This is a genomic window from Pseudomonas sp. MF6394 (assembly GCF_002018845.1).
Classification (GTDB): Bacteria; Pseudomonadota; Gammaproteobacteria; order Pseudomonadales; family Pseudomonadaceae; genus Aquipseudomonas; species Aquipseudomonas lactis.
The window spans coordinates 1-19,298 of sequence record NZ_MVOJ01000057.1 but is presented as its reverse complement, the minus strand read 5'-3'; the positions used below and the strand labels follow the sequence as shown (position 1 = coordinate 19,298).

17 protein-coding genes and 1 pseudogene are annotated in these 19,298 nt (G+C 49.6%); 9 read left to right on the top strand and 9 right to left on the bottom strand.

Annotated elements, in window-relative coordinates; all coding sequences use genetic code 11:
• Window positions 1–160 precede the first annotated feature (160 nt).
• The 4 genes from MF6394_RS32040 to MF6394_RS34060 all read left to right on the top strand — a co-directional run bounded on the left by MF6394_RS32040 (window position 161) and on the right by MF6394_RS34060 (window position 2,287).
• Complete coding sequence (locus MF6394_RS32040; protein ID WP_078468246.1) at window positions 161–877, top strand: hypothetical protein; 717 nt, start codon at window positions 161–163, stop codon at window positions 875–877.
• 63 nt (window positions 878–940) lie between these two features.
• A complete protein-coding gene (locus tag MF6394_RS34065; RefSeq protein ID WP_153046052.1) occupies window positions 941–1,354 on the top strand; it encodes a hypothetical protein in 414 nt (137 codons plus the stop codon).
• A 34-nt stretch (window positions 1,355–1,388) separates the two neighbouring features.
• Window positions 1,389–1,862, top strand: coding sequence for a hypothetical protein (locus tag MF6394_RS32035; protein ID WP_078468245.1), 474 nt, complete (start codon window positions 1,389–1,391; stop codon window positions 1,860–1,862).
• A 35-nt stretch (window positions 1,863–1,897) separates the two neighbouring features.
• On the top strand, window positions 1,898–2,287 hold the full coding sequence (locus tag MF6394_RS34060; protein ID WP_153046051.1) for a hypothetical protein: 390 nt from the start codon (window positions 1,898–1,900) through the stop codon (window positions 2,285–2,287).
• 18 nt (window positions 2,288–2,305) lie between these two features.
• Here the strand turns inward: MF6394_RS34060 and MF6394_RS32030 are convergent, their stop codons facing one another.
• The 4 genes from MF6394_RS32030 to MF6394_RS32015 all read right to left on the bottom strand — a co-directional run bounded on the left by MF6394_RS32030 (window position 2,306) and on the right by MF6394_RS32015 (window position 8,241).
• The gene (locus MF6394_RS32030; RefSeq protein WP_153046050.1) at window positions 2,306–2,614 is read right to left on the bottom strand and encodes a hypothetical protein; all 309 of its coding nucleotides are present in this window, start codon (window positions 2,612–2,614) and stop codon (window positions 2,306–2,308) included.
• 202 nt (window positions 2,615–2,816) lie between these two features.
• Complete coding sequence (locus tag MF6394_RS34055) at window positions 2,817–4,232, bottom strand: hypothetical protein (RefSeq protein ID WP_153046049.1); 1,416 nt, start codon at window positions 4,230–4,232, stop codon at window positions 2,817–2,819.
• A 308-nt stretch (window positions 4,233–4,540) separates the two neighbouring features.
• The gene (locus MF6394_RS32020; protein ID WP_078468242.1) at window positions 4,541–6,319 is read right to left on the bottom strand and encodes a hypothetical protein; all 1,779 of its coding nucleotides are present in this window, start codon (window positions 6,317–6,319) and stop codon (window positions 4,541–4,543) included.
• 362 nt (window positions 6,320–6,681) lie between these two features.
• Window positions 6,682–8,241 carry a recombinase family protein gene (locus tag MF6394_RS32015; protein ID WP_238597326.1) on the bottom strand — a complete coding sequence of 520 codons (1,560 nt, stop codon included), beginning with the start codon at window positions 8,239–8,241 and terminating at the stop codon, window positions 6,682–6,684.
• Between the two features lie 86 nt (window positions 8,242–8,327).
• On the opposite strand from MF6394_RS32015, the pseudogene MF6394_RS32010 reads away from it, so the two are divergent.
• Window positions 8,328–9,776, top strand: a pseudogene (locus MF6394_RS32010) (ATP-binding protein); the annotation flags it as partial.
• Between the two features lie 67 nt (window positions 9,777–9,843).
• Here MF6394_RS32010 and MF6394_RS32005 read toward each other — a convergent pair.
• Together MF6394_RS32005 and MF6394_RS32000 are read right to left on the bottom strand one after the other, a co-directional pair.
• Window positions 9,844–10,326 carry a GAF domain-containing protein gene (locus MF6394_RS32005; protein ID WP_032892706.1) on the bottom strand — a complete coding sequence of 161 codons (483 nt, stop codon included), beginning with the start codon at window positions 10,324–10,326 and terminating at the stop codon, window positions 9,844–9,846.
• The gene (locus MF6394_RS32000; protein ID WP_044273993.1) at window positions 10,323–11,213 is read right to left on the bottom strand and encodes an ATP-binding protein; all 891 of its coding nucleotides are present in this window, start codon (window positions 11,211–11,213) and stop codon (window positions 10,323–10,325) included. Before MF6394_RS32000 ends, MF6394_RS32005 begins: the two co-directional genes overlap by 4 nt.
• A gap of 164 nt (window positions 11,214–11,377) precedes the next feature.
• On the opposite strand from MF6394_RS32000, the gene MF6394_RS31995 reads away from it, so the two are divergent.
• Window positions 11,378–13,687, top strand: coding sequence for a hybrid sensor histidine kinase/response regulator (locus MF6394_RS31995; protein ID WP_044273991.1), 2,310 nt, complete (start codon window positions 11,378–11,380; stop codon window positions 13,685–13,687).
• Window positions 13,688–13,708: 21 nt separating this feature from the next.
• On the opposite strand, the gene MF6394_RS31990 is transcribed toward MF6394_RS31995, so the two are convergent.
• Window positions 13,709–14,194, bottom strand: a complete 486-nt coding sequence (locus MF6394_RS31990; RefSeq protein ID WP_078468240.1) for a glutathione peroxidase — start codon at window positions 14,192–14,194, stop codon at window positions 13,709–13,711.
• 152 nt (window positions 14,195–14,346) lie between these two features.
• On the bottom strand, window positions 14,347–14,739 hold the full coding sequence (gene msrB, locus MF6394_RS31985) for a peptide-methionine (R)-S-oxide reductase MsrB (RefSeq protein ID WP_003189907.1): 393 nt from the start codon (window positions 14,737–14,739) through the stop codon (window positions 14,347–14,349).
• A gap of 202 nt (window positions 14,740–14,941) precedes the next feature.
• Between msrB and MF6394_RS31980 the strand changes: the two genes are divergently transcribed.
• Both MF6394_RS31980 and htpX read left to right on the top strand, forming a co-directional pair.
• Entirely contained in the window at window positions 14,942–16,153 is a 1,212-nt protein-coding gene (locus tag MF6394_RS31980; RefSeq protein ID WP_044273990.1) for a pyridoxal phosphate-dependent aminotransferase, read from the top strand.
• Between the two features lie 304 nt (window positions 16,154–16,457).
• On the top strand, window positions 16,458–17,345 hold the full coding sequence (gene htpX / locus MF6394_RS31975; protein WP_003189904.1) for a protease HtpX: 888 nt from the start codon (window positions 16,458–16,460) through the stop codon (window positions 17,343–17,345).
• 198 nt (window positions 17,346–17,543) lie between these two features.
• On the opposite strand, the gene MF6394_RS31970 is transcribed toward htpX, so the two are convergent.
• Window positions 17,544–18,200 carry a thiopurine S-methyltransferase gene (locus MF6394_RS31970; RefSeq protein ID WP_078468239.1) on the bottom strand — a complete coding sequence of 219 codons (657 nt, stop codon included), beginning with the start codon at window positions 18,198–18,200 and terminating at the stop codon, window positions 17,544–17,546.
• 103 nt (window positions 18,201–18,303) lie between these two features.
• Between MF6394_RS31970 and MF6394_RS31965 the strand changes: the two genes are divergently transcribed.
• On the top strand, window positions 18,304–19,071 hold the full coding sequence (locus MF6394_RS31965; RefSeq protein WP_078468238.1) for a DODA-type extradiol aromatic ring-opening family dioxygenase: 768 nt from the start codon (window positions 18,304–18,306) through the stop codon (window positions 19,069–19,071).
• Window positions 19,072–19,298 lie beyond the last annotated feature (227 nt).

The window sequence follows — 19,298 nt, the reverse complement described above, 5'->3', positions numbered from 1 at the left end:
CGCAATGAGTGGAGGTATTTGAAGAAAATATGACGTGCCGCTCTGGGCGTGTTCTGACCAGTTACTATGCTTGTCCAGACGTAGAAGACATGCGAAACCATTGCAACCTGATGATGCTAAAATGGTATCAGTCAACCACATTCTCCATGGAGGGTCGAAAATGAAAAATATCGGGCGTACAGTTGGAATCGTAACTGGACTAATGTTTAGCGCAATTTCATTCGCCGATAGTGATTGCCCAAATACAAGTTATGACAGTGGTTACAAAAAGCAGCTGCCGGTTGTGGGGCGTGATGAGTTAATAAAAACAAACATCCCCCTTTTTTCTAACGGTAAAATTACCTGCCTTATTGGATTGAACTATCGAAAAATGAGTGAAAACGAAAAGCTCCGCATAGAGACTGGTAGCTTTAAAGATATTAAATATCGAATTTACTATACCGACGGTAGCGGCTCTGTACAAGGCGATAAAAACAGCACATTAGACACCATCAAGGACTTGCATGTAACCAATTGGAGTACAGGTTGCAAGGTCGATGGCATGGAAGACAAACATTGGTGCTATATACAAAAGAAAGACTTGATGGTGGGCATATGGAAAGATGGAAAGAGTTTTATAAGCATTGGAAGTGAACATTTTCCGAATTCAAATATTGCGATTAGAGTCGACCAGCAAACTCCAAGTAGCGCCTCTGCTGAAAACGGATTCAACAACAAACAAACCACTAAAATAATTGAACAACTTAAATCTGGTAGCAAAGCGCTTACACGTTACCAAGAATGGCCATATGAGCAAAACAAAGACCAGACCATAGATTTATATGGCTTTGCAGAAGCGTGGGAAATAATAAATACGGTTTACCGCACTGCCAAATAAACTGCATAGTTTGTCGAGGACTAACACATGATTAGTCCTTTCAACAAAAATAGGGCGTAAACAATGAAACTCCCGACAGACCTACAAATTTTAGAAGCAATTTATAATGAGTACTATGAGCCATATAGTAATTTCAGCAAGGGAGAGGAAAATGGCAGGGATAGCAAAGCATATATGCCAATCGACATTGATTTGATAGCGTCAAAACTTAATGTAGATGCAGGCATAATTTTTGGGAGACTGTACAATCATTTGAATAAGCTTCACTCATATGTCAATGACGACGTACAGAAATCAAAAGTGCCGCTTTTTGCGCTGCAAGTGGGAAGAGATATTCGATGCATCCACTTTCCTATGATGTCTTCTGTTTTAGCAGGCCTCCAATCAGAGAAAAGTAAATTTTTTACTACCACTTGGATTTCATTAGCGGCAATTTTAGTCTCACTCGCTGCCTTGGCAGTTAGTATTTTAAAATAGAAATCCAAAATTACTTTTTACAAGGATAAGTTAAATGGGTATGTTTATTAAAAACCTCGGAAGCATTGCATTTGGAATTGTTGGATTCTTGGCTTTCCTATCCCTACCTGCAATTTTCCTTTTAGGTCTAGCAAAAACAACACATTATGTTCTACCGTGGGTCAGCACATTGGCTTGGCTCTGTGTTGGTATTATCGTCTTCATTCTATTGCCTCTTTCACTTTTCAAAAAATTTCGAGTTTTTACAGGCACAGCTATATACATAGGCTCTTTTGTCTTTGGATTGTTGCTGTTTTTGTTCAGCTTGCTAACCACCTGGACAATGTGGGGAGGTTTTTGGGCTTTCATAGGCTTGCTAGGTTTCGGCGGGTTAATCGTACCGTTCGCATTTGTCGCGTGCTTGTTGAAGGGGTTTTGGTTTGGTGTTGGCGCTGTAATCGGGCTGCTCGCATTGACCTGGGGAGCTAGGTTTGCGGGACTTGCAATAGCAATGAATGGAGAAAAATAAATGGTATAGTAAATTCATGATAACAACTGCTCTCTATGGAAGACTTTTTTAAATTTATTTTAGTGATATTTTCTCTTTGCATTGCAGTAAATGCTGGATACTTTGAGAAAACCAGCAACGTGCCGGTAGGCACAGTAATTGAACGCAAAGTATCTCCAAAAGACAAGCTGACTGACAAAGAAAGAAAAGAATCTGAACGAGCATACCAGGCTGCCGCGAAAGACTGTAAAAACAAAGACGAGTTTAATGAAAGAGGTAGTACACTACTTCAAATAAGCCATTCGTTTAATTTTAAGACCGGAAGTTGTGAACAAGCCAAGACGCTTTGGACAGACCAAGATGATAAATTTTGGAGAAATCCAAATTATTTAAGTAAAGACGTGGTTATCAAAACTTATTCATTACCGACAAACCCATATTACTAAAAAAGCCCACTGGGCTTTTTAATTTTCTTTTTTATGCTTTTTCCTATTTTCTTTTCTTTCGTCAATCGCTGCTTGCATTGCCGCTGCTTGTTCTTTTGTGAAAATCTCAACCCAGCGGATACCTTGATATTTTCTCTTACGCCATACGCCGAACGTTTTTTTAAGTGTAATTTCCTTTAAAAGCTTTAAGCACCACTTCCCGATATTCTTTTCATAAACATTAAAATCAATATGATTGATGAATGTAGCGTCCGGATAAAGACACATCCAATAGCATTCTTTTTCTGATTCTAGGCGCTTTTGAATAGATTTGGTCTTTGGATACATAGTATAAGTAATTGTTATGCTCTGATTTTACCATTTTTTTGCTGCTCAATAGGGAACTGGAAATGAATATCTAGACATGTGTATATACGGACCCATGTATAACTGAACAGATTCTTGCTTTTGACTTTCGCTTCTGAAAAACACATTTTTTTTCTCACACACACTGGTAAACAGGACAAAAAGTGCAAATAACAAAAAGACCTTAAATAAGGCCGTTTTTCTTGCGTGTATAATAAGTTCTTCTGCTGATGCCTAGCGCAAGCCAAGGCTTTGTATCCTTATCGCCTTCCTGCTCTTTCATGCCTTTCTTACGTCTTATGGTAGCCTTGCGCTCTCTGTCTCTTCGTTTAGTTTCGTCAGCAGATATTATCGTTTTTAACTGTTTTTGCTCATCATCAGTGATGTTGAAAATTCTTATGAGCGTTTCGTTTTTAGGAGTGTACAAAGGAATATATGAGTTTTCGCCTGACTTGATTACAGTTTTTAGATTGTATTCTTTTAATCTGTTTTCAAGGGTAGATAAATCTATAAGGCTCCAACTTGAATTTTTGAATATCTTATCACCCACCTTTTTTGCTTGGTCTTCGAATTCTGCATAATTCATACGCCCAGTTATAGACATGAAATTACAAATCCAAAAAACGAAACTCATTCTTTCACCAATAATATCGCCTCTAATTTCTATTAGTTTAAGCAGGTCTTCATATCGTGCTTTTGCGAGGCTCCGTGTGTTCTTTGCAATGAAATTCTTGCTCGGCTCTTGCTTTTTTACGTCACTAACCACGATCAACGATTTGACAGCACTTTTGAGCTTCACAGGCTTGACTTGCGGGGCTTTGAGCTTTTTCTGCTTGGGTAGTATGTCGTTCTGGTCTTCTTGCGTTGTATGAGCTTTTAGCACGCCTAGCATGTAGTCAAAGCTGTGCTTATCATTCGCTTCAAGTAGTTCAGCACGTTTACCGGTTTTACTATTAATCGTTCCACATAGGCGAAGCAATCGAGCAACATCAAGCGCTTTTGTGTCAGAGCCAAAAGCTTCAAATATTTTGTTTATTACTCGCTGCGCAATTTTCCATTTTTCTACTATTGTTGGCGCTTTCAGCATTGCTCTATGTTCTTTGGAAACCTTAAAGGCTTTTACTTTTTCAGTGAAAATCCATTTTAAGTAATATCCGTTACCTGAATACATGATTGAAGGAAAAGGCAAAGAGTTTAAAAGACAGACGTCTTTGACGTCGCTTATCAGTTCGTCGTGAGTTGTGTTTTTATATTTCTCTGTTTTGTATGTATCTAAATCACAAGACAACATGACGAGATTACATAGTTTCGCTTCGCTACGACCAAATATAAATTGATTTGAAGTGATATAGCAATCTACTGCGCTATCATACGATTTAAGCGTTTCTTTGAGGTTTTGAACTTCGATTGTTTTTTGTTCAAAGCCGTTTTTATATTGTTTGCCTTTGAGACAAATAGCGATTTTTGAAAATTTGGGGTGTTCTTTTAACTCTTTTTCAGATTGAATATGATAATTCAGTGGTTCGAAAATATCTGAAAAAATATGAGGTTTAGAATTGCTTTGTAAAACTGAAATGTTATAGTTATATTGTGAGTGCATAGTTATAATTAGTTGTGGTGATTTAATTATAACTTTTAAAAGTAAAAAGAAAGAGCCTAGTGGCTCTTTTTTATTGTCTGTGAATTAAGTTGTCGCATTTATATAAGAATGTCGCATATGTGTATCAATGTCGCTTTTATGTAACTTTCTATTATTTAGATGTTATCAATACAAAAGCTATTAAAAGCGATTTGGCTATTCTCTCTTATTGATTCATACCTATGATTGACCCGTCCGGGTCAAATTGAATTAATCGTGTCCAGACACTGCGCCCGAGCCTATGCGGCTTTTTCGGGCGATTTGGCTCATCAATCGTATTTGTTTTTTCGTGATTGAGAATTCGTTGGTCGGCTTTCAGGAGCGCTTCTGTCAAGAAATTGAGTAAATTCATTTTCTGATGTTCTGTTATTTGCTGCTCGATGTTTAACTTCTTTTTGAGTCCATTTTTTCGTTCTCGCTTCAAGCTCTTTATCGTTTTTGTCGTAATGTCTATCTATTGAGTTATATAGTTCTAACACTGGTGTGCTTTTTGTTCTAACAATCTGTTTAACTCGATTATCAAATTCTTCTTCGTCAAGTAAATCGTTCTTTAAGAAAGTCTTACCTAATATAGAACGCTTCAAATTTCTATCGAAAAACGGTTTAAGCCCAAGGACTTGCTGGTACAGGGTTTTCATTTCGTCAAAGATTTTTATAAAGTATTCTTGTGTGAATTTCTTAATTAACTCTTTTTGTTTTTCTTCGAATTGTATGATTGACTGTTTATGAGTTTCTTCGTCTTGTTTGAGCTTTTTCACGTCTTCTCTTATTTTGTCTCGCTCATCACTTTCAGCTTTTTTCTTCTGTTTATACTCTGAAACTTCATATTTTAACGCTTCGAGTTCTGATTTTGTTTTCGTGTGTTCATCTCTTTGATTGTTTATTACTTTGCTATTTTCATTTCTAACACTGACAGTTTTTTCGGTTTTTGATTTTTCTTCTATTAGTGCTTTTTGCAAGGTTTCAATTTCTTTTTGCATTGTCTCTGTTTGCAGATTTAAAAAGCTCAACTGACGCAAATGTTTTGGCAATTTCGATTGCTCATTCATAAATTTATATGCTTCATCAGTCGAAGAACTTTTTACGTTAAACACTGCTTCAAGTTTCATATTGTTTTGTTGTGATAGTTGATTGAATTTTTTGTAAAAAACTCGCTGTAATGTTTCACCACGCCAGCGATTTTTTGCGTCAAGCAAAAGCTTGCTTTTGCGCTTTTCAGTGCGATTAGGATGTTCAAAATCTGCGGGCATTGGTTGTTCACGTATTGATAACGTTTTATTTTTTTCTGCAATGACTTGTTCTTGTTTTACAAAATCGTATTCATTTGTCTTTGAATTTTTCATATTGATAAACAAATGACAATGATTTGTCGATTCGTCAGAATGACTAAATCCGATTAAAATTTCATTATCTGGATGATTTTCTTTGTAGTATTCAATTGCTGTTTGTAGCAAGAAGTCGCTTGTTTTTTCAGAAACGTCTATGTCATTTTTTTTTGGAATTACAAGAATGACTTCTTTAACAACGTTCGTATCTGATTTTAGTTTTTTGAGTTTTGAGGTTTGTAGTTTTTCAGCTAAATCGCAATGGCTTTTTAAGCAATTAACTTTTTCATTTATGCGTTTTACATTATTAGATTCTAATAAGATTTTATATTGTTCACTGTCAAACTTCTTAAAATCATCAATCGCATTTAGTACATAATCTTTAATATTTTCATCTGCTTCACTGACAAATTTCATCAGTTTATGTTTAAACTTTCTTTGTTTGTCTGCTTCTACTTTTTCATAATCTGTCTTTGTATTTGCGTTGACTTCTGATTTTATTTTGCTCAAAATTTCGTCAAAAATTTCTTGGTTGTCGTCTTTGTTATTTCCTATTTTGAATTCATTTTTGTAGAAAATTTTATTATCTTTTGATAGTTCATCATCATAGATAAGACTATCAAAATCTTTTGTTCTTATGCGTAATGAATGTTCAAGACTTGATGAAAGCCCTGCGATATTTGAATAGTTTTCGTCTCGTTTTAGTATTGTTATCTTCTTCATTTTCTCCTCTGTTGATTTATATTTTGGTTTTTTTTGAGCGTTAAAAATTCAAGCGGAAGCGTAATTTTTATAAGTGAATGCGTTTGATTTTGACGTTGCTTTTGCTTCGGCTTCCGGCAGGACCCGCGTATATCGACACTGGTTAAAACGAGCGCAGCGAAGTTTTAAACTGTGTCGATATACATAGCGGGTACTCATTCATCACGAATTAAACACTCTACTTATAAAGTAACACATAAAAACATAACTTCTTTTGTTAACAATATTTTATTTTTTCGAACTCATATTTTTATAGGTAAGCACGTAAAAAAAACGGGATTTCTAATCCCGTTTTTTTTACTGCTCAATGATTTTCAAGAGAGCTATTTTAGATGCGGCTTATGATGTGCCGTGTAACCATCTGGCGTAACGTCAATTGTATCTATGTGCTTGTCGTCGTGGTAAATATCAAGCGCAAAAAATTTCTTTTTGAGTGGTGTGATAATTAGCTTTATCTTTTGCGAGTGAAGAAAATTATTTATTCTTATGCGACCCTTTTCTGTTATCAGAAGCCTGTAAATTTCCATCTCGTTTAAATCGGATTTCGTCGCCAAGTGGAGTGAGCTGATTTTGAGATTTAGTTTATGCTCGTCTACTTTGAGCTTGTCTAATTCTTGGCTCACTTCGTCAATTCTATTTGTAATATATTTTTTTGCGCTATCAGAAGACTTTTCAAGTATTGAAAAGTTATTTGCCAACGCTTTTTCTTTTATCATTATCTGCCCAAGTATTTCTTGATGTTCTTTTTCAAGTGCTTTTATGTCGTCATTTTTTACAATGATTTTGTGGAATGGAATGAGGGATTGATACGCAAGAAATATTTCCTCAATACGTGCGTATCTGTGTCTGATACCTTTCCCAGGCATTGCACATTTACATTGCCCCACAGTCGATGCATGGCAAACCAAATCGACATAGTGATTTTTTTGTGCGTGGTAGCGGAAAGTTGAGCCGCACTTGCAAAATACCAGTCCACGTAAAATATTTCTAAACTCTTCCGCCTTTCTTCCCGCAAGCTTTGGGTCTAGTCGTTCTTTTAGTTTCTCGCTAATCCGATGAAATTCCGACTCGCTAATGACGGCAGGGTAATAGTTCTTTATCTCTTTATTAACGATTGTTCTATTTCCATGCTCGTCGTTTTTCATAGCGAGAAACGAACCATAAATTGCATGCTTGTGTAGAACCTTGCCGATTGTGCTATCAGTGTATTTTTTTGGATGGTTTTCTTTATTCAGTTCCTTTGCAATTGACTGAAAGCCATAATCAAAGCAAAGCTCTGTCATTCGTTTAACAGCTTTTGCGTGTTCATTCAGAACGAATTTATCGTCAACAAACGAGATCCAAAATGGGCAACGCTTTGTAATAATTCCGCCATTTTCGCCTTTTTCTAAATTTCGAGCTTTTGCGTCAGAGATACGTTCAGACTTTGATTTGCTTTCGTCATTTGCTCTTTCCAAAATGTTTTGAATAAGACTAATATCAACACTGCTATCTTTTTTACGCTTTGAATAAAGTCGATTATCAAAAAGTGTGTAAATTGCACAATCTGATTGAATGATTGAGATAATAAGTTCCAATGCGTCGTATCCACCCATCCTTGAAATTCGGTCGAATGACTCAACAAGAAGCAGAGCATTAGGCAAAATCTCTTTTGATTTGATACGTTCAACGAATTTAGCGAGTTGTCCAGATTTTAGATTTTTGCCTCTGAATGCTGAAACGCCCAGGTCTTCGTACCTTTCGACCTGCCGAGCAGTGGGATATTGCTCGAAAAAGCGGTTGAGCTGTTCAAGCTGTCGTATCTCGCCAAAGCCCAAGCTTTGGGCTTTCGATGAAAAACGTATGTAGCTGTATACGTTGATGGTTTCATCGTCTCTGAACACGTCAGAGAACGCCCTAGGCAGTGTATTTTTGACCGGCATAATGCTCTGAACCCCATGTAGACCGTGCATTTTAGCATTTTATACAAAAGCCTCCTGTCATTGCCGTGATCGGCATGCTCGAACTGACGCTCAAGCGCGCCGACCAAGGGCATCTTGACCGTCCGGCGATCGAGGTGGCGTACAACTCGGCCAGAGACCTGCTGGAGCTGATCGGTGACATCCTCGACATCGCGCGTATCGAGTCCGGCCGCCTCAGCCTGGCGCCGGAGCGCGTCAACCTGCGGGAGGTGATTGAATCAGTGGTGCGCGTCTTCGATGGGCTGGCACGCCAGAAAACCCTCAGCCTGCTGCTGGAGTTCAAACCCGACCTGAACGATATCGAGGTGCTGATAGACCCGCTGCGCTTCAAGCAGGTGCTATCGAACCTTGTGAGCAACGCGATCAAGTTCACCGAACAGGGGCAGGTCAAGATCAAGGTTGAGCTGCAGCCAACCCAGGCACCGGAGCAGATCGAGCTGAAACTAGTAGTGGAAGACACCGGCATCGGCATCAGCCGGGAGGACCAACTGCGCCTGTTCGAACCCTTTGCCCAAGCGGACAACTCCGGGCAACTGGCACGCAGCGGCGCGGGCCTGGGCCTGGTGATCTGCCGCAGCCTGTGCGCGATGATGGGCGGCCAATTGAGCCTGAGCAGCGTGCCCATGGTGGGCACCCAGGTGCACGTCAACCTGAGCATGCCTCGCCTGCAAGCGATCCAGGCGGAGGGTGAACACACGCCGCAAACGCCGGCCACCGCACTGGTGCTTAACGTACTGGTGGTAGATGACCACCCGGCGAACCGCCTGCTGATGTGCCAGCAACTGGGCTACTTGGGGCATAAATTCACCGCTGCCGAGCACGGTGCGGCGGGGTTCCAGGCCTGGCGTAAAGAGCATTTCGACCTGGTGATTGCCGACTGCAACATGCCCATCATGAATGGCTATGAACTGAGTCGCTCAATCCGTGAGTATGAGCAGCGCGAACAATTGGTGCCCTGCGTGGTGCTGGGCTTTACCGCCAATGCCCAGCCAGAAGAAAGGCAACGATGCGTGCAGGCCGGCATGGATGACTGTCTGTTCAAGCCCATCAGCCTCACCGTACTGGAGCGCCAACTGGCACACATTGTCCCTAAAGCCGTGCACCAACGACTGGACCTCCAATGCCTGGAAGCGTTGACCGGCGGTGACCCCCATTTGAGTCGACGCCTGCTGGAGGAACTACTGAGCAGCAGCCATCAAGACCGCCAGATCCTTAGCGAACTGCTGGATCGACACGCTCCACTCTCGGAAATCATTGAGCAAGCCCACAAGATCAAGGGCGCAGCCCGTATCGTGCAAGCCCATTCATTGGCGGGGCAATGCGAAGCCTTGGAGCAAAGCTGTTCGCGCAATGAGGAGTGGGCCGTGATCGAAAGCGGTATCAAGGCCCTGGAACAACTCATGCAGGCACTGGAAAAGATGCTGCAGGTTCAACTGGATGAGCTGCAAAGCCAATAAGCGCCAGGGCCGGTAGGGGTAGGAGTGAGCAAACGCGCCCCTACCCTAACCTGCCTCATCAGCCGCCTCAGCAGTCGGTCAACCGCAGGAAAATCTCCGCCAGCCGCTCAATGCCCACCTGGTCCTGAGGGGTGAAACGGGCCAGCAATGGGCTGTCGAGGTCAAGAACGCCAATCAGGTGACCGTCCTTGACCAAGGGCACTACCAATTCACTGTTCGAAGCGCTGTCACAGGCGATATGGCCTGGGAACGCGTGCACATCCTCCACGCGCTGGGTTTGCCGCGTTGCCGCAGCCGCACCACACACGCCACGACCAAACGGAATGCGCACACAGGCGATCTGCCCCTGGAAGGGCCCCAGTACCAACTCTTCATTGCGATTGAGGTAAAAACCCGCCCAGTTCAAGTCATCCAACTGGTTGAACAGGAACGCGGAAAACTGCGCACTGTTGGCAATAAAATCGCGCTCATCAGCCAACAGCGACTCCAGTTGCGCGCACAGCATGGCATAGCCATCAAGGCCGCTGCCGGCCTGTTGTAAATCGATCATGGTTGACGTTCCAACAATTTAAGACCCACCCAGTAACGGGCGAATTGATAGGCACACCGGCCATTGCGGTTGCCCCGCCCAGTGGCCCAACGCACCGCGAGGACATCAAGCTGCTCATCGCGCTGCCACTGCAAGCCGGCCTTGCTGGCCAACTCGCCGATCCAGTGCTCCACCACATCCAGGAAATGCTCCTGGCTAAACGGGTAGAACGACAGCCACAGGCCAAAACGATCCGACAAGGCAATCTTGTCTTCAACCGCCTCGCTCGGGTGCAATTCGCCATCCACGCGCTTCCAGTTGTCATTGTCGCTCTGGTTTTCCGGCACCAGGTGGCGACGGTTGGACGTGGCATACAGCAGCACGTTTTCCGGCGCCTGTTCCAGGGAGCCATCGAGCACGCTCTTGAGCACGCGATAGTCGCCTTCGCCGGCCTCAAACGACAGGTCATCGCAAAACAGAATAAAGCGTTGGGGAAGCTTGAGCAGTTGCTCGACCACCCGCGGCAGGTCCGCCAGGTGGTCACGCTCGATCTCGATCAAGCGCAGGCCCGCCTTGGCGTGCTGGGCGAGCAAGGCACGAACCATGGAAGACTTGCCAGTGCCACGCGAACCCCATAACAGCGCATGGTTGGCGGGCAAACCGTCGAGAAACTGTTGGGTGTTGCGCGCCAGTTGCTCGCGTTGTTTATCGACACCGATCAGGTCCGACAGGCGCATGTCCAGGCTGACCTCCAGCGGCAACAGGAAGCCAGTGCGGCCTTCGCGCTGCCAACGGGCGGCCAGGCATTGGCTCCAGTCGATCGCTTGGCGCGGGGCGGGTAACAACGGTTCCAGGCGAGCCAGCACCGCATCGGCGCGCTCAAGAAAGGCATTCAATCGAGAATCCACAGCTATTCCTCTGGCAACTTCTTGCAAAAGATGGCGTATTGGCAACCCTGCGGCACACTGCATGGGCTGCATCAAAAAAACGATTCATGCCGGGCGAGCCAAAGCTTGTGGATGTTCAGCTATGCTTGCCGGGCGAAGGGAAACGCTAAGTGGTTCAACACTCGATGGATATCAAGTTCGCCCACCGCTTGTCTTATAAACAAGCCAGATTGACTGTGCTGGTCGGTTTCGTCTTGGGAACCCTGCTCAGCCTGATCCAAATCGGCATTGATTATGCCAGTGAAGACGCATCCATCAACCGTGAAATACGCTCACTGATTGAAATCAGCCACAACCCGGCGTCACGCATCGCCTACAACATCGATGCCGAACTCGCCCAGGAACTGACCCTGGGCCTGCTGCACTCCCCTGCCATCATCCGCGCGCAGTTGATCGACAACAATGGCGTGGTGCTGGCCGACGTCAACCGCCCGCGCAAAGAAAGCAACTATCGGCCCGTCAGCGATTTTCTGTTTGGTGCCAATCGCCAGTTCGAAGACCGGCTGTTTCTCAGCCATATGCCCAACGACTCCCTGGGTGTGCTGCGCCTGGACGTCGACACCTATGCCTTTGGCAGCCGTTTCCTGCATCGCGCAGAGATCACCCTGCTCAACGGCTTCGCCCGCAGCCTGTTGCTCACCGGGATTTTACTCGGCCTGTTCTACGTAATGCTCACCCAACCGCTGGTGCGCATTATCCGCGAGCTGAGCACACGCAAACAGGCGCGCCTGGATTGCCCACCGGGGCATGAACACGATGAAATCGGCGTGCTGGTCAGCGTCGCCAACCAGCAATTCGAAAACATGGAAACCGAGATCCAGCAACGGCGCCACGCCGAAGACCGCCTCACGGAGTACCTGGGGCAACTGGAAAATATCGTTTCGGCGCGCACCCTTGAACTCAAGACCAGTAACCAACGCTTGAGCCAGTCCAACGATGAGCTGGAGGCGGCGAAAATGACGGCGCTGGGCATGGCCCAGGCGCGGGCGGCATTCCTGGCCAATATGAGCCATGAAATCCGCACGCCACTCAACGGGCTGCTGGGCATGATTGCCCTGTCACTGGACAGCCCGCTGACCGCCGAACAGCGCCAGCAACTGTCCATTGCCCATGACTCAGGCAAAGTGCTGGTGGAGTTGCTCAACGATATTCTCGACCTGTCCAAATTCGACGCCGGCCAGTTGGAACTGGAGCATATCCCCTTCGACCTGGGCTCCCTGGTGGAGGACACCGCCAACCTGCTGTCGCAAAACGCCGCGCCGAGTGTGGAGTTGACCTGCCTGATCGACCCGCAATTTCCCGCCCAGGTGATCGGTGACCCGACCCGTGTGCGGCAAATCGTCAGCAACTTGCTCTCCAACGCCTTGAAGTTCACCCGCTTCGGCCGCGTCGATGTGCGCCTGCGCGCCTTGGAAGGCCGGGTCAGCATCGAAGTGTGCGACACCGGCATTGGCATCGCTCAGGAAGCCCAGGTGAAAATTTTCCAGCCGTTCACCCAGGCCGGCGCTGGCATCACCCGTCAGTTTGGCGGCACGGGTTTAGGCCTGGCACTGACCCATAACCTGTGCGAAGCCATGCAAGGCCGCTTGAGTATCAGTTCGGAGGTGGGCTTTGGCAGCCAGTTCTGCGCCGACCTTCCACTGCCGGCGCATTTGCCTGCCACACGCTATGCACCGCTCACGGGCGAGGTGATCGCCATCACCAACGCCGGCGGCGGGCTGACGGAGCTGCTCACCACGCTGTTGCCCTCTTGGGGGCTGACGCCGCGGTGCTATTCCCAGGACGATGATCTGAGCGGGCTGGCGCCCGACCTGTTGATCACTGACTGCCCTGAATGCTTGTTCCGCTTGCGCCCGGGCATCAGCGCGCCGATTCTGTTGGTCACCGCCTACGGCAACTTTTTGCCCAGCGAAGAAGTCGCGGCCCTGGCGCCGCTGCAGCAACAAGCCCGCCCGTTGAGCCGTAACGCGCTGTACCAGATCCTGCAACGCAACCTGCGCAGCGACGCGCAACTGGTGCTCGACCCGGTCCAGATAGAAACCGCACCGCTTGCGCACCGTGCGCGCATCCTGTTGGTGGAGGACAACGCGGTCAACCAACTGGTGGCCAAGGGCATGCTCAGCAAGCTCGGGTGCGAGGTGATCGTCGCAGCCCATGGCGGCGAAGCCCTCAAGCTGCTGGAGGACCAGCGCTTCGATATGGTGTTGATGGACTGCAACATGCCCGTGATGGATGGCTATGAGGCCAGCCGACAGATTCGCCGCAGCGGGCGTTGGCCGGACTTGCCCATCGTGGCCTTGACCGCCAACGCGATGGCCGAAGAACGCGAGCGTTGCCGGGCCGCGGGAATGAACGATTACCTGGCCAAGCCGTTTCGCCGGGAAGAACTCAACGCGCTGCTGGAACTGTGGGTACCGAAGACCACCAGCCTCTGACGGGTACCCGCACCGCGTAGGTCATTTGAGCAGGGCTTCGATCTCCTGGGTCAAGTCCTGGGGCTTGGTGGTTGGCGCAAAGCGCTTGACCTGCTGGCCATCACGGCCGATGAGGAACTTGGTGAAGTTCCACTTGATATTCTTGGAACCCAGTAGCCCCGGAGCCTGCTTTTTCAACTGCACGAACAGCGGGTGAGCGTCGCTGCCATTGACGTCGATCTTCTTGAACAGCGGAAAACTGACGCCGAAATTCAGCTCGCAAAACTCGGATATCGCACCTTCGTTGCCCGGCTCCTGCTTGCCGAACTGGTTGCAGGGAAAGCCGAGCACTACCAGGCCCTGGTCCTTGTAGTGCTGCCAAAGTTGCTCGAGGCCCTTGTACTGAGGGGTGAAGCCGCATTTGCTGGCGGTGTTGACCACCAGAATGGCCTTGCCGGCAAAATCGGCCAAGGTCTTTTGTTCACCCTTGATGGTGGTGCAAGGGATGCTCAGCAGGGAGTCGCTCATGGCAATGCCTCAAGTCAGCGAAAGAAGAACCTTATTCGTGTAGGAGCGAGCTTGCTCGCGAAAAACTCCCAGACGCCGCGCTCATTCAGGCGCCCCGCGTTATCGTTGACGTTTTTCGCGAGCAAGCTCGCTCCTACGGGGGCTACGCGAGCCTAGCGCGGCACCAGATCCAGGCATACCGAGTTGATGCAATAGCGCAGGCCCGTCGGCGGTGGACCGTCCGGGAACACATGCCCCAGGTGTGCGTCACACTTGGCGCAGGTGACTTCGGTGCGAATCATGCCGTGGCTGACATCGCGGATCTCGACCATTGCGCTATCGGCAATCGGCTCATAGAAGCTGGGCCAGCCGCAGCCGGAATCAAACTTGGCCTTGGAATCGAACAGCGGCTCGTTGCAGCAGATGCAGTGGTAGACGCCGTCGGTCTTGGTGGCGTTGTACTTGCCGCTGAACGGTCGCTCGGTACCTTTGAGACGGCACACGTTGTACTGCTCCGGATCGAGCATCGCCTTCCATTCGTCTACAGTTTTCTGCAACTTATCCATCGGTACACCTCGGCAACTGAAAAACCCTGATCTGTGTCTTTTCCATGGATCAGGCGGCACGTATGATTGCGCCTCTTCAAAACGCCAGTCTGGCACCCGCGCCACCGGCATTCAAACGTATTTATGGGTGCGGGCCGTGCAGGCTTCACCCTACGGTAGTGCCTACGCCGTCGGGATCGTTCATTTTCAGGATCACATCGCCATGCAGGTCAGCAAATCGAACAAGCTCGCCAACGTCTGCTACGACATTCGCGGCCCAGTGCTCAAGCACGCCAAACGCCTGGAAGAGGAAGGCCATCGCATCCTCAAGCTGAACATTGGCAACCCGGCGCCGTTTGGTTTCGAGGCGCCGGACGAAATCCTCCAGGATGTGATCCGCAACCTGCCGACCGCCCAGGGTTACAGCGACTCCAAGGGCCTGTTCAGCGCGCGCAAGGCGGTGATGCAGTACTACCAGCAAAAGCAGGTCGAAGGCGTCGGCATCGAGGACATCTACCTGGGCAACGGCGTGTCCGAGTTGATCGTGATGTCCATGCAGGCATTGCTCAACAATGGCGATGAAGTGCTGGTGCCAGCCCCGGATTACCCACTGTGGACCGCCGCCGTGACCCTGGCGGGCGGCCATCCGGTGCATTACCTGTGTGATGAAGGCGCCGACTGGTTCCCGGACCTGGCCGACATCAAGGCCAAGATCACCCCCAACACCAAGGCCCTGGTGATCATCAACCCGAACAACCCTACAGGCGCGGTGTACTCCAGGGAAGTACTGCTGGGCATGCTGGAACTGGCACGCCAGCACAACCTGGTGGTGTTCTCCGACGAGATCTACGACAAGATCCTCTACGATGACGCCGTGCATATCTGCACCGCCTCCCTGGCGCCAGACCTGCTGTGCCTGACCTTCAATGGCCTGTCCAAGTCCTACCGCGTGGCGGGTTTCCGCTCCGGCTGGATCGCCATCTCCGGGCCCAAGCACAACGCGCAAAGCTACATCGAAGGCATCGACATGCTGGCCAACATGCGCCTGTGCGCCAACGTACCGAGCCAGCACGCGATCCAGACCGCCCTCGGCGGTTACCAGAGCATCAATGACCTGATCCTGCCCCAAGGCCGCTTGCTGGAGCAGCGTAACCGCACCTGGGAATTGCTCAACGCAATCCCCGGCGTGAGCTGTGTGAAGCCCATGGGCGCGCTTTATGCGTTCCCGCGGATCGACCCGAAAGTCTGCCCGATCCTCAACGATGAGAAGTTCGTGCTCGACCTGCTGCTGTCAGAAAAACTGCTGGTGGTGCAAGGCACCGCCTTCAACTGGCCGTGGCCGGATCACTTTCGCGTAGTGACCTTGCCACGCGTGGATGACCTGGAAATGGCCATTGGTCGCATCGGCAACTTCCTGAAGTCCTATCGCCAGTAAGGCCATTGACGCTGTACGACACACAAAGGGTCGTACAGCGATTATCTAGCAACACTTCTGTGTCACTTACTTGCGGTTGTACTTCATTCGGCCTCTGCCGATGTCGTACCCCCTATAATCACGGGGCGACGGGGCAGCATCGGGTCGATCAAGGCTGACAATACAGGTGGGAAAATCCCTTCAAGGCCCTACGCCCGAGGTGTAGGACACAGTTTGAAATAGTCCCCCGGTTGAATCACCCCATGCCGCACCTTATATACCCCGCAGTGAGCGACATATTAAGCATGAGGAGAATTCTACAACCATGATGCGCATCCTGCTGTTCTTGGCCACTAACCTGGCGGTCGTACTGATTGCCAGCGTCACCCTGAGCCTTTTTGGCTTCAACGGGTTCATGGCGGCCAATGGGGTTGATCTGAACCTCAATCAGCTGCTGATTTTCTGTGCGGTCTTTGGTTTTGCCGGTTCGCTGTTCTCGCTGTTCATCTCCAAGTGGATGGCGAAGATGAGCACCAGCACCCAGATCATCACTCAACCCCGCACTCGCCATGAACAATGGCTGATGCAAACCGTGGAGCAGTTGTCTCAGGAAGCTGGCATCAAAATGCCCGAAGTGGGGATTTTTCCAGCGTATGAGGCCAACGCCTTTGCGACCGGCTGGAACAAGAACGACGCACTGGTGGCCGTGAGCCAGGGCCTGCTGGAGCGGTTTTCGCCCGATGAAGTCAAGGCGGTGCTGGCCCACGAGATCGGCCACGTAGCCAACGGCGACATGGTCACCCTGGCGCTGGTACAAGGCGTGGTGAACACCTTCGTGATGTTCTTTGCGCGGATCATCGGCAACTTCGTCGACAAGGTCATCTTCAAGAACGAAGAAGGCCGTGGCATTGCCTACTTCGTGGCGACCATTTTCGCCGAGTTGGTCCTGGGCTTCCTGGCCAGCGCCATCGTGATGTGGTTCTCGCGCAAACGCGAGTTCCGCGCCGACGAAGCCGGCGCACGCCTGGCGGGCACCAGCGCCATGATCGGCGCGCTGCAACGCTTGCGCTCCGAACAGGGCCTGCCAGTGCATATGCCCGACAGCCTGACCGCCTTCGGCATCAACGGCGGCATCAAGCAGGGCCTGGCTCGCTTGTTCATGAGCCACCCGCCGCTGGAAGAGCGGATTGACGCACTGCGTCGCCGCGGCTGATAGCCGGATGACTCGACAAGGGGCGATCTGATCGCCCCTTTTTTATGCCTGCTGATTTTCACCGCTCCCTGTAGGAGCGAGCTTGCTCGCGAAAAACTCACAGGCGCCGCGTTCATTCAGCAAGCACGCGTTATCGTTGACGTCTTTCGCGAGCAAGAACTAGGCGCCCCCCTCGCGCCTACAAAAGCAAAAGCCCTTTCAGCGCCGGGTCAGCCGATAAGCACGCTCTTCAAGGCGGGTAACACCGTCCTGCAGGAACTTCCCGCTCTCCCCCAGGATGTCCCGCTCCTCCAGCCGCTCCAACATCCAATATGGCCCCAGCAGCACCTGCACCTCCTCGTCCGAAACAGCAAAAGGCGGACCGGCCTTCTGCGTTTGGTCGTAATCAAGAGTAATCAGCAACCCCTGGCAGCCTGAGGACAGCAAGGCATTCAGGTGCTCGGCGTATTGCGCACGCATCAGCGGCGGTAAGGCAATTAATGCCGCGCGGTCATAAACGGCGCTGCAACCGGCCACTGCCTCAGCATCCAGACTGAAGAAATCGCCACACCACAGTTCGATCTGGCCCGCCTGGTAAACCTTGAAGGCGCCCTTCTGAGTGACGTGCGGCACAAGCCCCTGCTCGCTGAAGAACGCCTCCACCGCCTGCTCCGATAGCTCCACGCCCATTACCGGGTACCCCTGGCTCTCGAGCCATACCAAGTCCAGGCTTTTGCCACACAACGGCACCAGCACCTTTGCCCCCTCGGGCAGCCCCAGCACGGGCCAGTGCCGTTGCAAATAGGGATTGACCTCGCGCTGGTGGAAACCAATCTGATTGCTCGCCCAGCGGTCCTGCCAAAATTCAGGCTGCATGAATCACTCCGAAAATTCGATCAAAAGGCGCTAAAACTTATATTAGATTTAGATCGATGATCTGATTGAAAATGGCTCCATCTTAACCCTCAGGACCCTGCTCATGCTCCCCAGCCTGTTTATCTCCCACGGCTCGCCCATGCTCGCCTTGCAACCCGGCGCCAGCGGCCCTGCGCTGCAGCGCCTGGCCGCCGAACTGCCACGGCCCAAAGCCATTGTGGTGGTGTCGGCGCATTGGGAAAGCCCGGAATTGCTGGTCAGCGGCAGTGCTGCACCCGAAACCTGGCACGACTTCGGCGGCTTCCCGCGCGAGCTGTTTGCAGTGCAATACCCCGCGCAGGGTGACCCACAACTGGCCAGTGAGATCGTCGAACTGCTGCACGCCGACGGTCTGGCTGCCAGCATTGATGAACGTCGGCCTTTCGACCACGGCACCTGGGTCCCGCTGTCGCTGATGTACCCAGCAGCAGATATTCCGGTGGTGCAAGTCTCCTTGCCCAGTCGCATGGGACCGGCCCTGCAGACCCGTGTCGGGCATGCACTCGCCAGCCTGCGCGAACAGGGTGTGCTGTTGATCGGCTCCGGTAGCATCACCCATAACCTGGGCGAACTGGATTGGCGCGCAGGCCCGGAAACGATCACCCCGTGGGCGCGGGAGTTTCGCGACTGGGTGGTCGACAAACTGGCGACCAATGACGACGCCGCCTTGCATGACTATCGCCGCCAAGCCCCCCATGCCGTTCGCAGCCATCCCAGCGATGAGCATTTGCTGCCGCTGTACTTTGCGCGGGGTGCGGGCGCAGATTTCAGCGTGGCACACCAAGGCTTCACACTGGGCGCCCTGGGCATGGATATCTATCGTTTTGGCTGACGCCGTCATACCTTTAGAAGCTGGCTTGCTGCAATAGCAGCCGAAGGTAACCACGATGCGAAGCGAGCCGCTCTTGATCTTGATCTGCTTTTGATCTTGACCCCCGGTGTCAGGGTAGTTGTCGTGTCCCCCGCTTTTTGAAAAGCATTCCGGGGGCGGCAAGAGTATGGTCATGCCTTTCTATTCAGAAGAACGTAAAGCTGCGCTGCTGAAAATGATGCTTCCGC

What these genes read in the sequence shown, in the direction of transcription:
- MF6394_RS32005 (WP_032892706.1), bottom strand. Translation starts at nt 10,326, where the DNA reads ATGATCGATTTACAACAGGCCGGCAGCGGCCTTGATGGCTATGCCATG.
- MF6394_RS34060 (WP_153046051.1), top strand. Translation starts at nt 1,898, where the DNA reads ATGGAAGACTTTTTTAAATTTATTTTAGTGATATTTTCTCTTTGCATT.
- MF6394_RS34065 (WP_153046052.1), top strand. Translation starts at nt 941, where the DNA reads ATGAAACTCCCGACAGACCTACAAATTTTAGAAGCAATTTATAATGAG.
- MF6394_RS32030 (WP_153046050.1), bottom strand. Translation starts at nt 2,614, where the DNA reads ATGTATCCAAAGACCAAATCTATTCAAAAGCGCCTAGAATCAGAAAAA.
- MF6394_RS31995 (WP_044273991.1), top strand. Translation starts at nt 11,378, where the DNA reads ATGGATATCAAGTTCGCCCACCGCTTGTCTTATAAACAAGCCAGATTG.
- MF6394_RS31980 (WP_044273990.1), top strand. Translation starts at nt 14,942, where the DNA reads ATGCAGGTCAGCAAATCGAACAAGCTCGCCAACGTCTGCTACGACATT.
- MF6394_RS32040 (WP_078468246.1), top strand. Translation starts at nt 161, where the DNA reads ATGAAAAATATCGGGCGTACAGTTGGAATCGTAACTGGACTAATGTTT.
- MF6394_RS32035 (WP_078468245.1), top strand. Translation starts at nt 1,389, where the DNA reads ATGGGTATGTTTATTAAAAACCTCGGAAGCATTGCATTTGGAATTGTT.
- MF6394_RS31965 (WP_078468238.1), top strand. Translation starts at nt 18,304, where the DNA reads ATGCTCCCCAGCCTGTTTATCTCCCACGGCTCGCCCATGCTCGCCTTG.
- msrB (WP_003189907.1), bottom strand. Translation starts at nt 14,739, where the DNA reads ATGGATAAGTTGCAGAAAACTGTAGACGAATGGAAGGCGATGCTCGAT.
- MF6394_RS31970 (WP_078468239.1), bottom strand. Translation starts at nt 18,200, where the DNA reads ATGCAGCCTGAATTTTGGCAGGACCGCTGGGCGAGCAATCAGATTGGT.
- MF6394_RS32020 (WP_078468242.1), bottom strand. Translation starts at nt 6,319, where the DNA reads ATGAAGAAGATAACAATACTAAAACGAGACGAAAACTATTCAAATATC.
- MF6394_RS34055 (WP_153046049.1), bottom strand. Translation starts at nt 4,232, where the DNA reads ATGCACTCACAATATAACTATAACATTTCAGTTTTACAAAGCAATTCT.
- MF6394_RS31990 (WP_078468240.1), bottom strand. Translation starts at nt 14,194, where the DNA reads ATGAGCGACTCCCTGCTGAGCATCCCTTGCACCACCATCAAGGGTGAA.
- htpX (WP_003189904.1), top strand. Translation starts at nt 16,458, where the DNA reads ATGATGCGCATCCTGCTGTTCTTGGCCACTAACCTGGCGGTCGTACTG.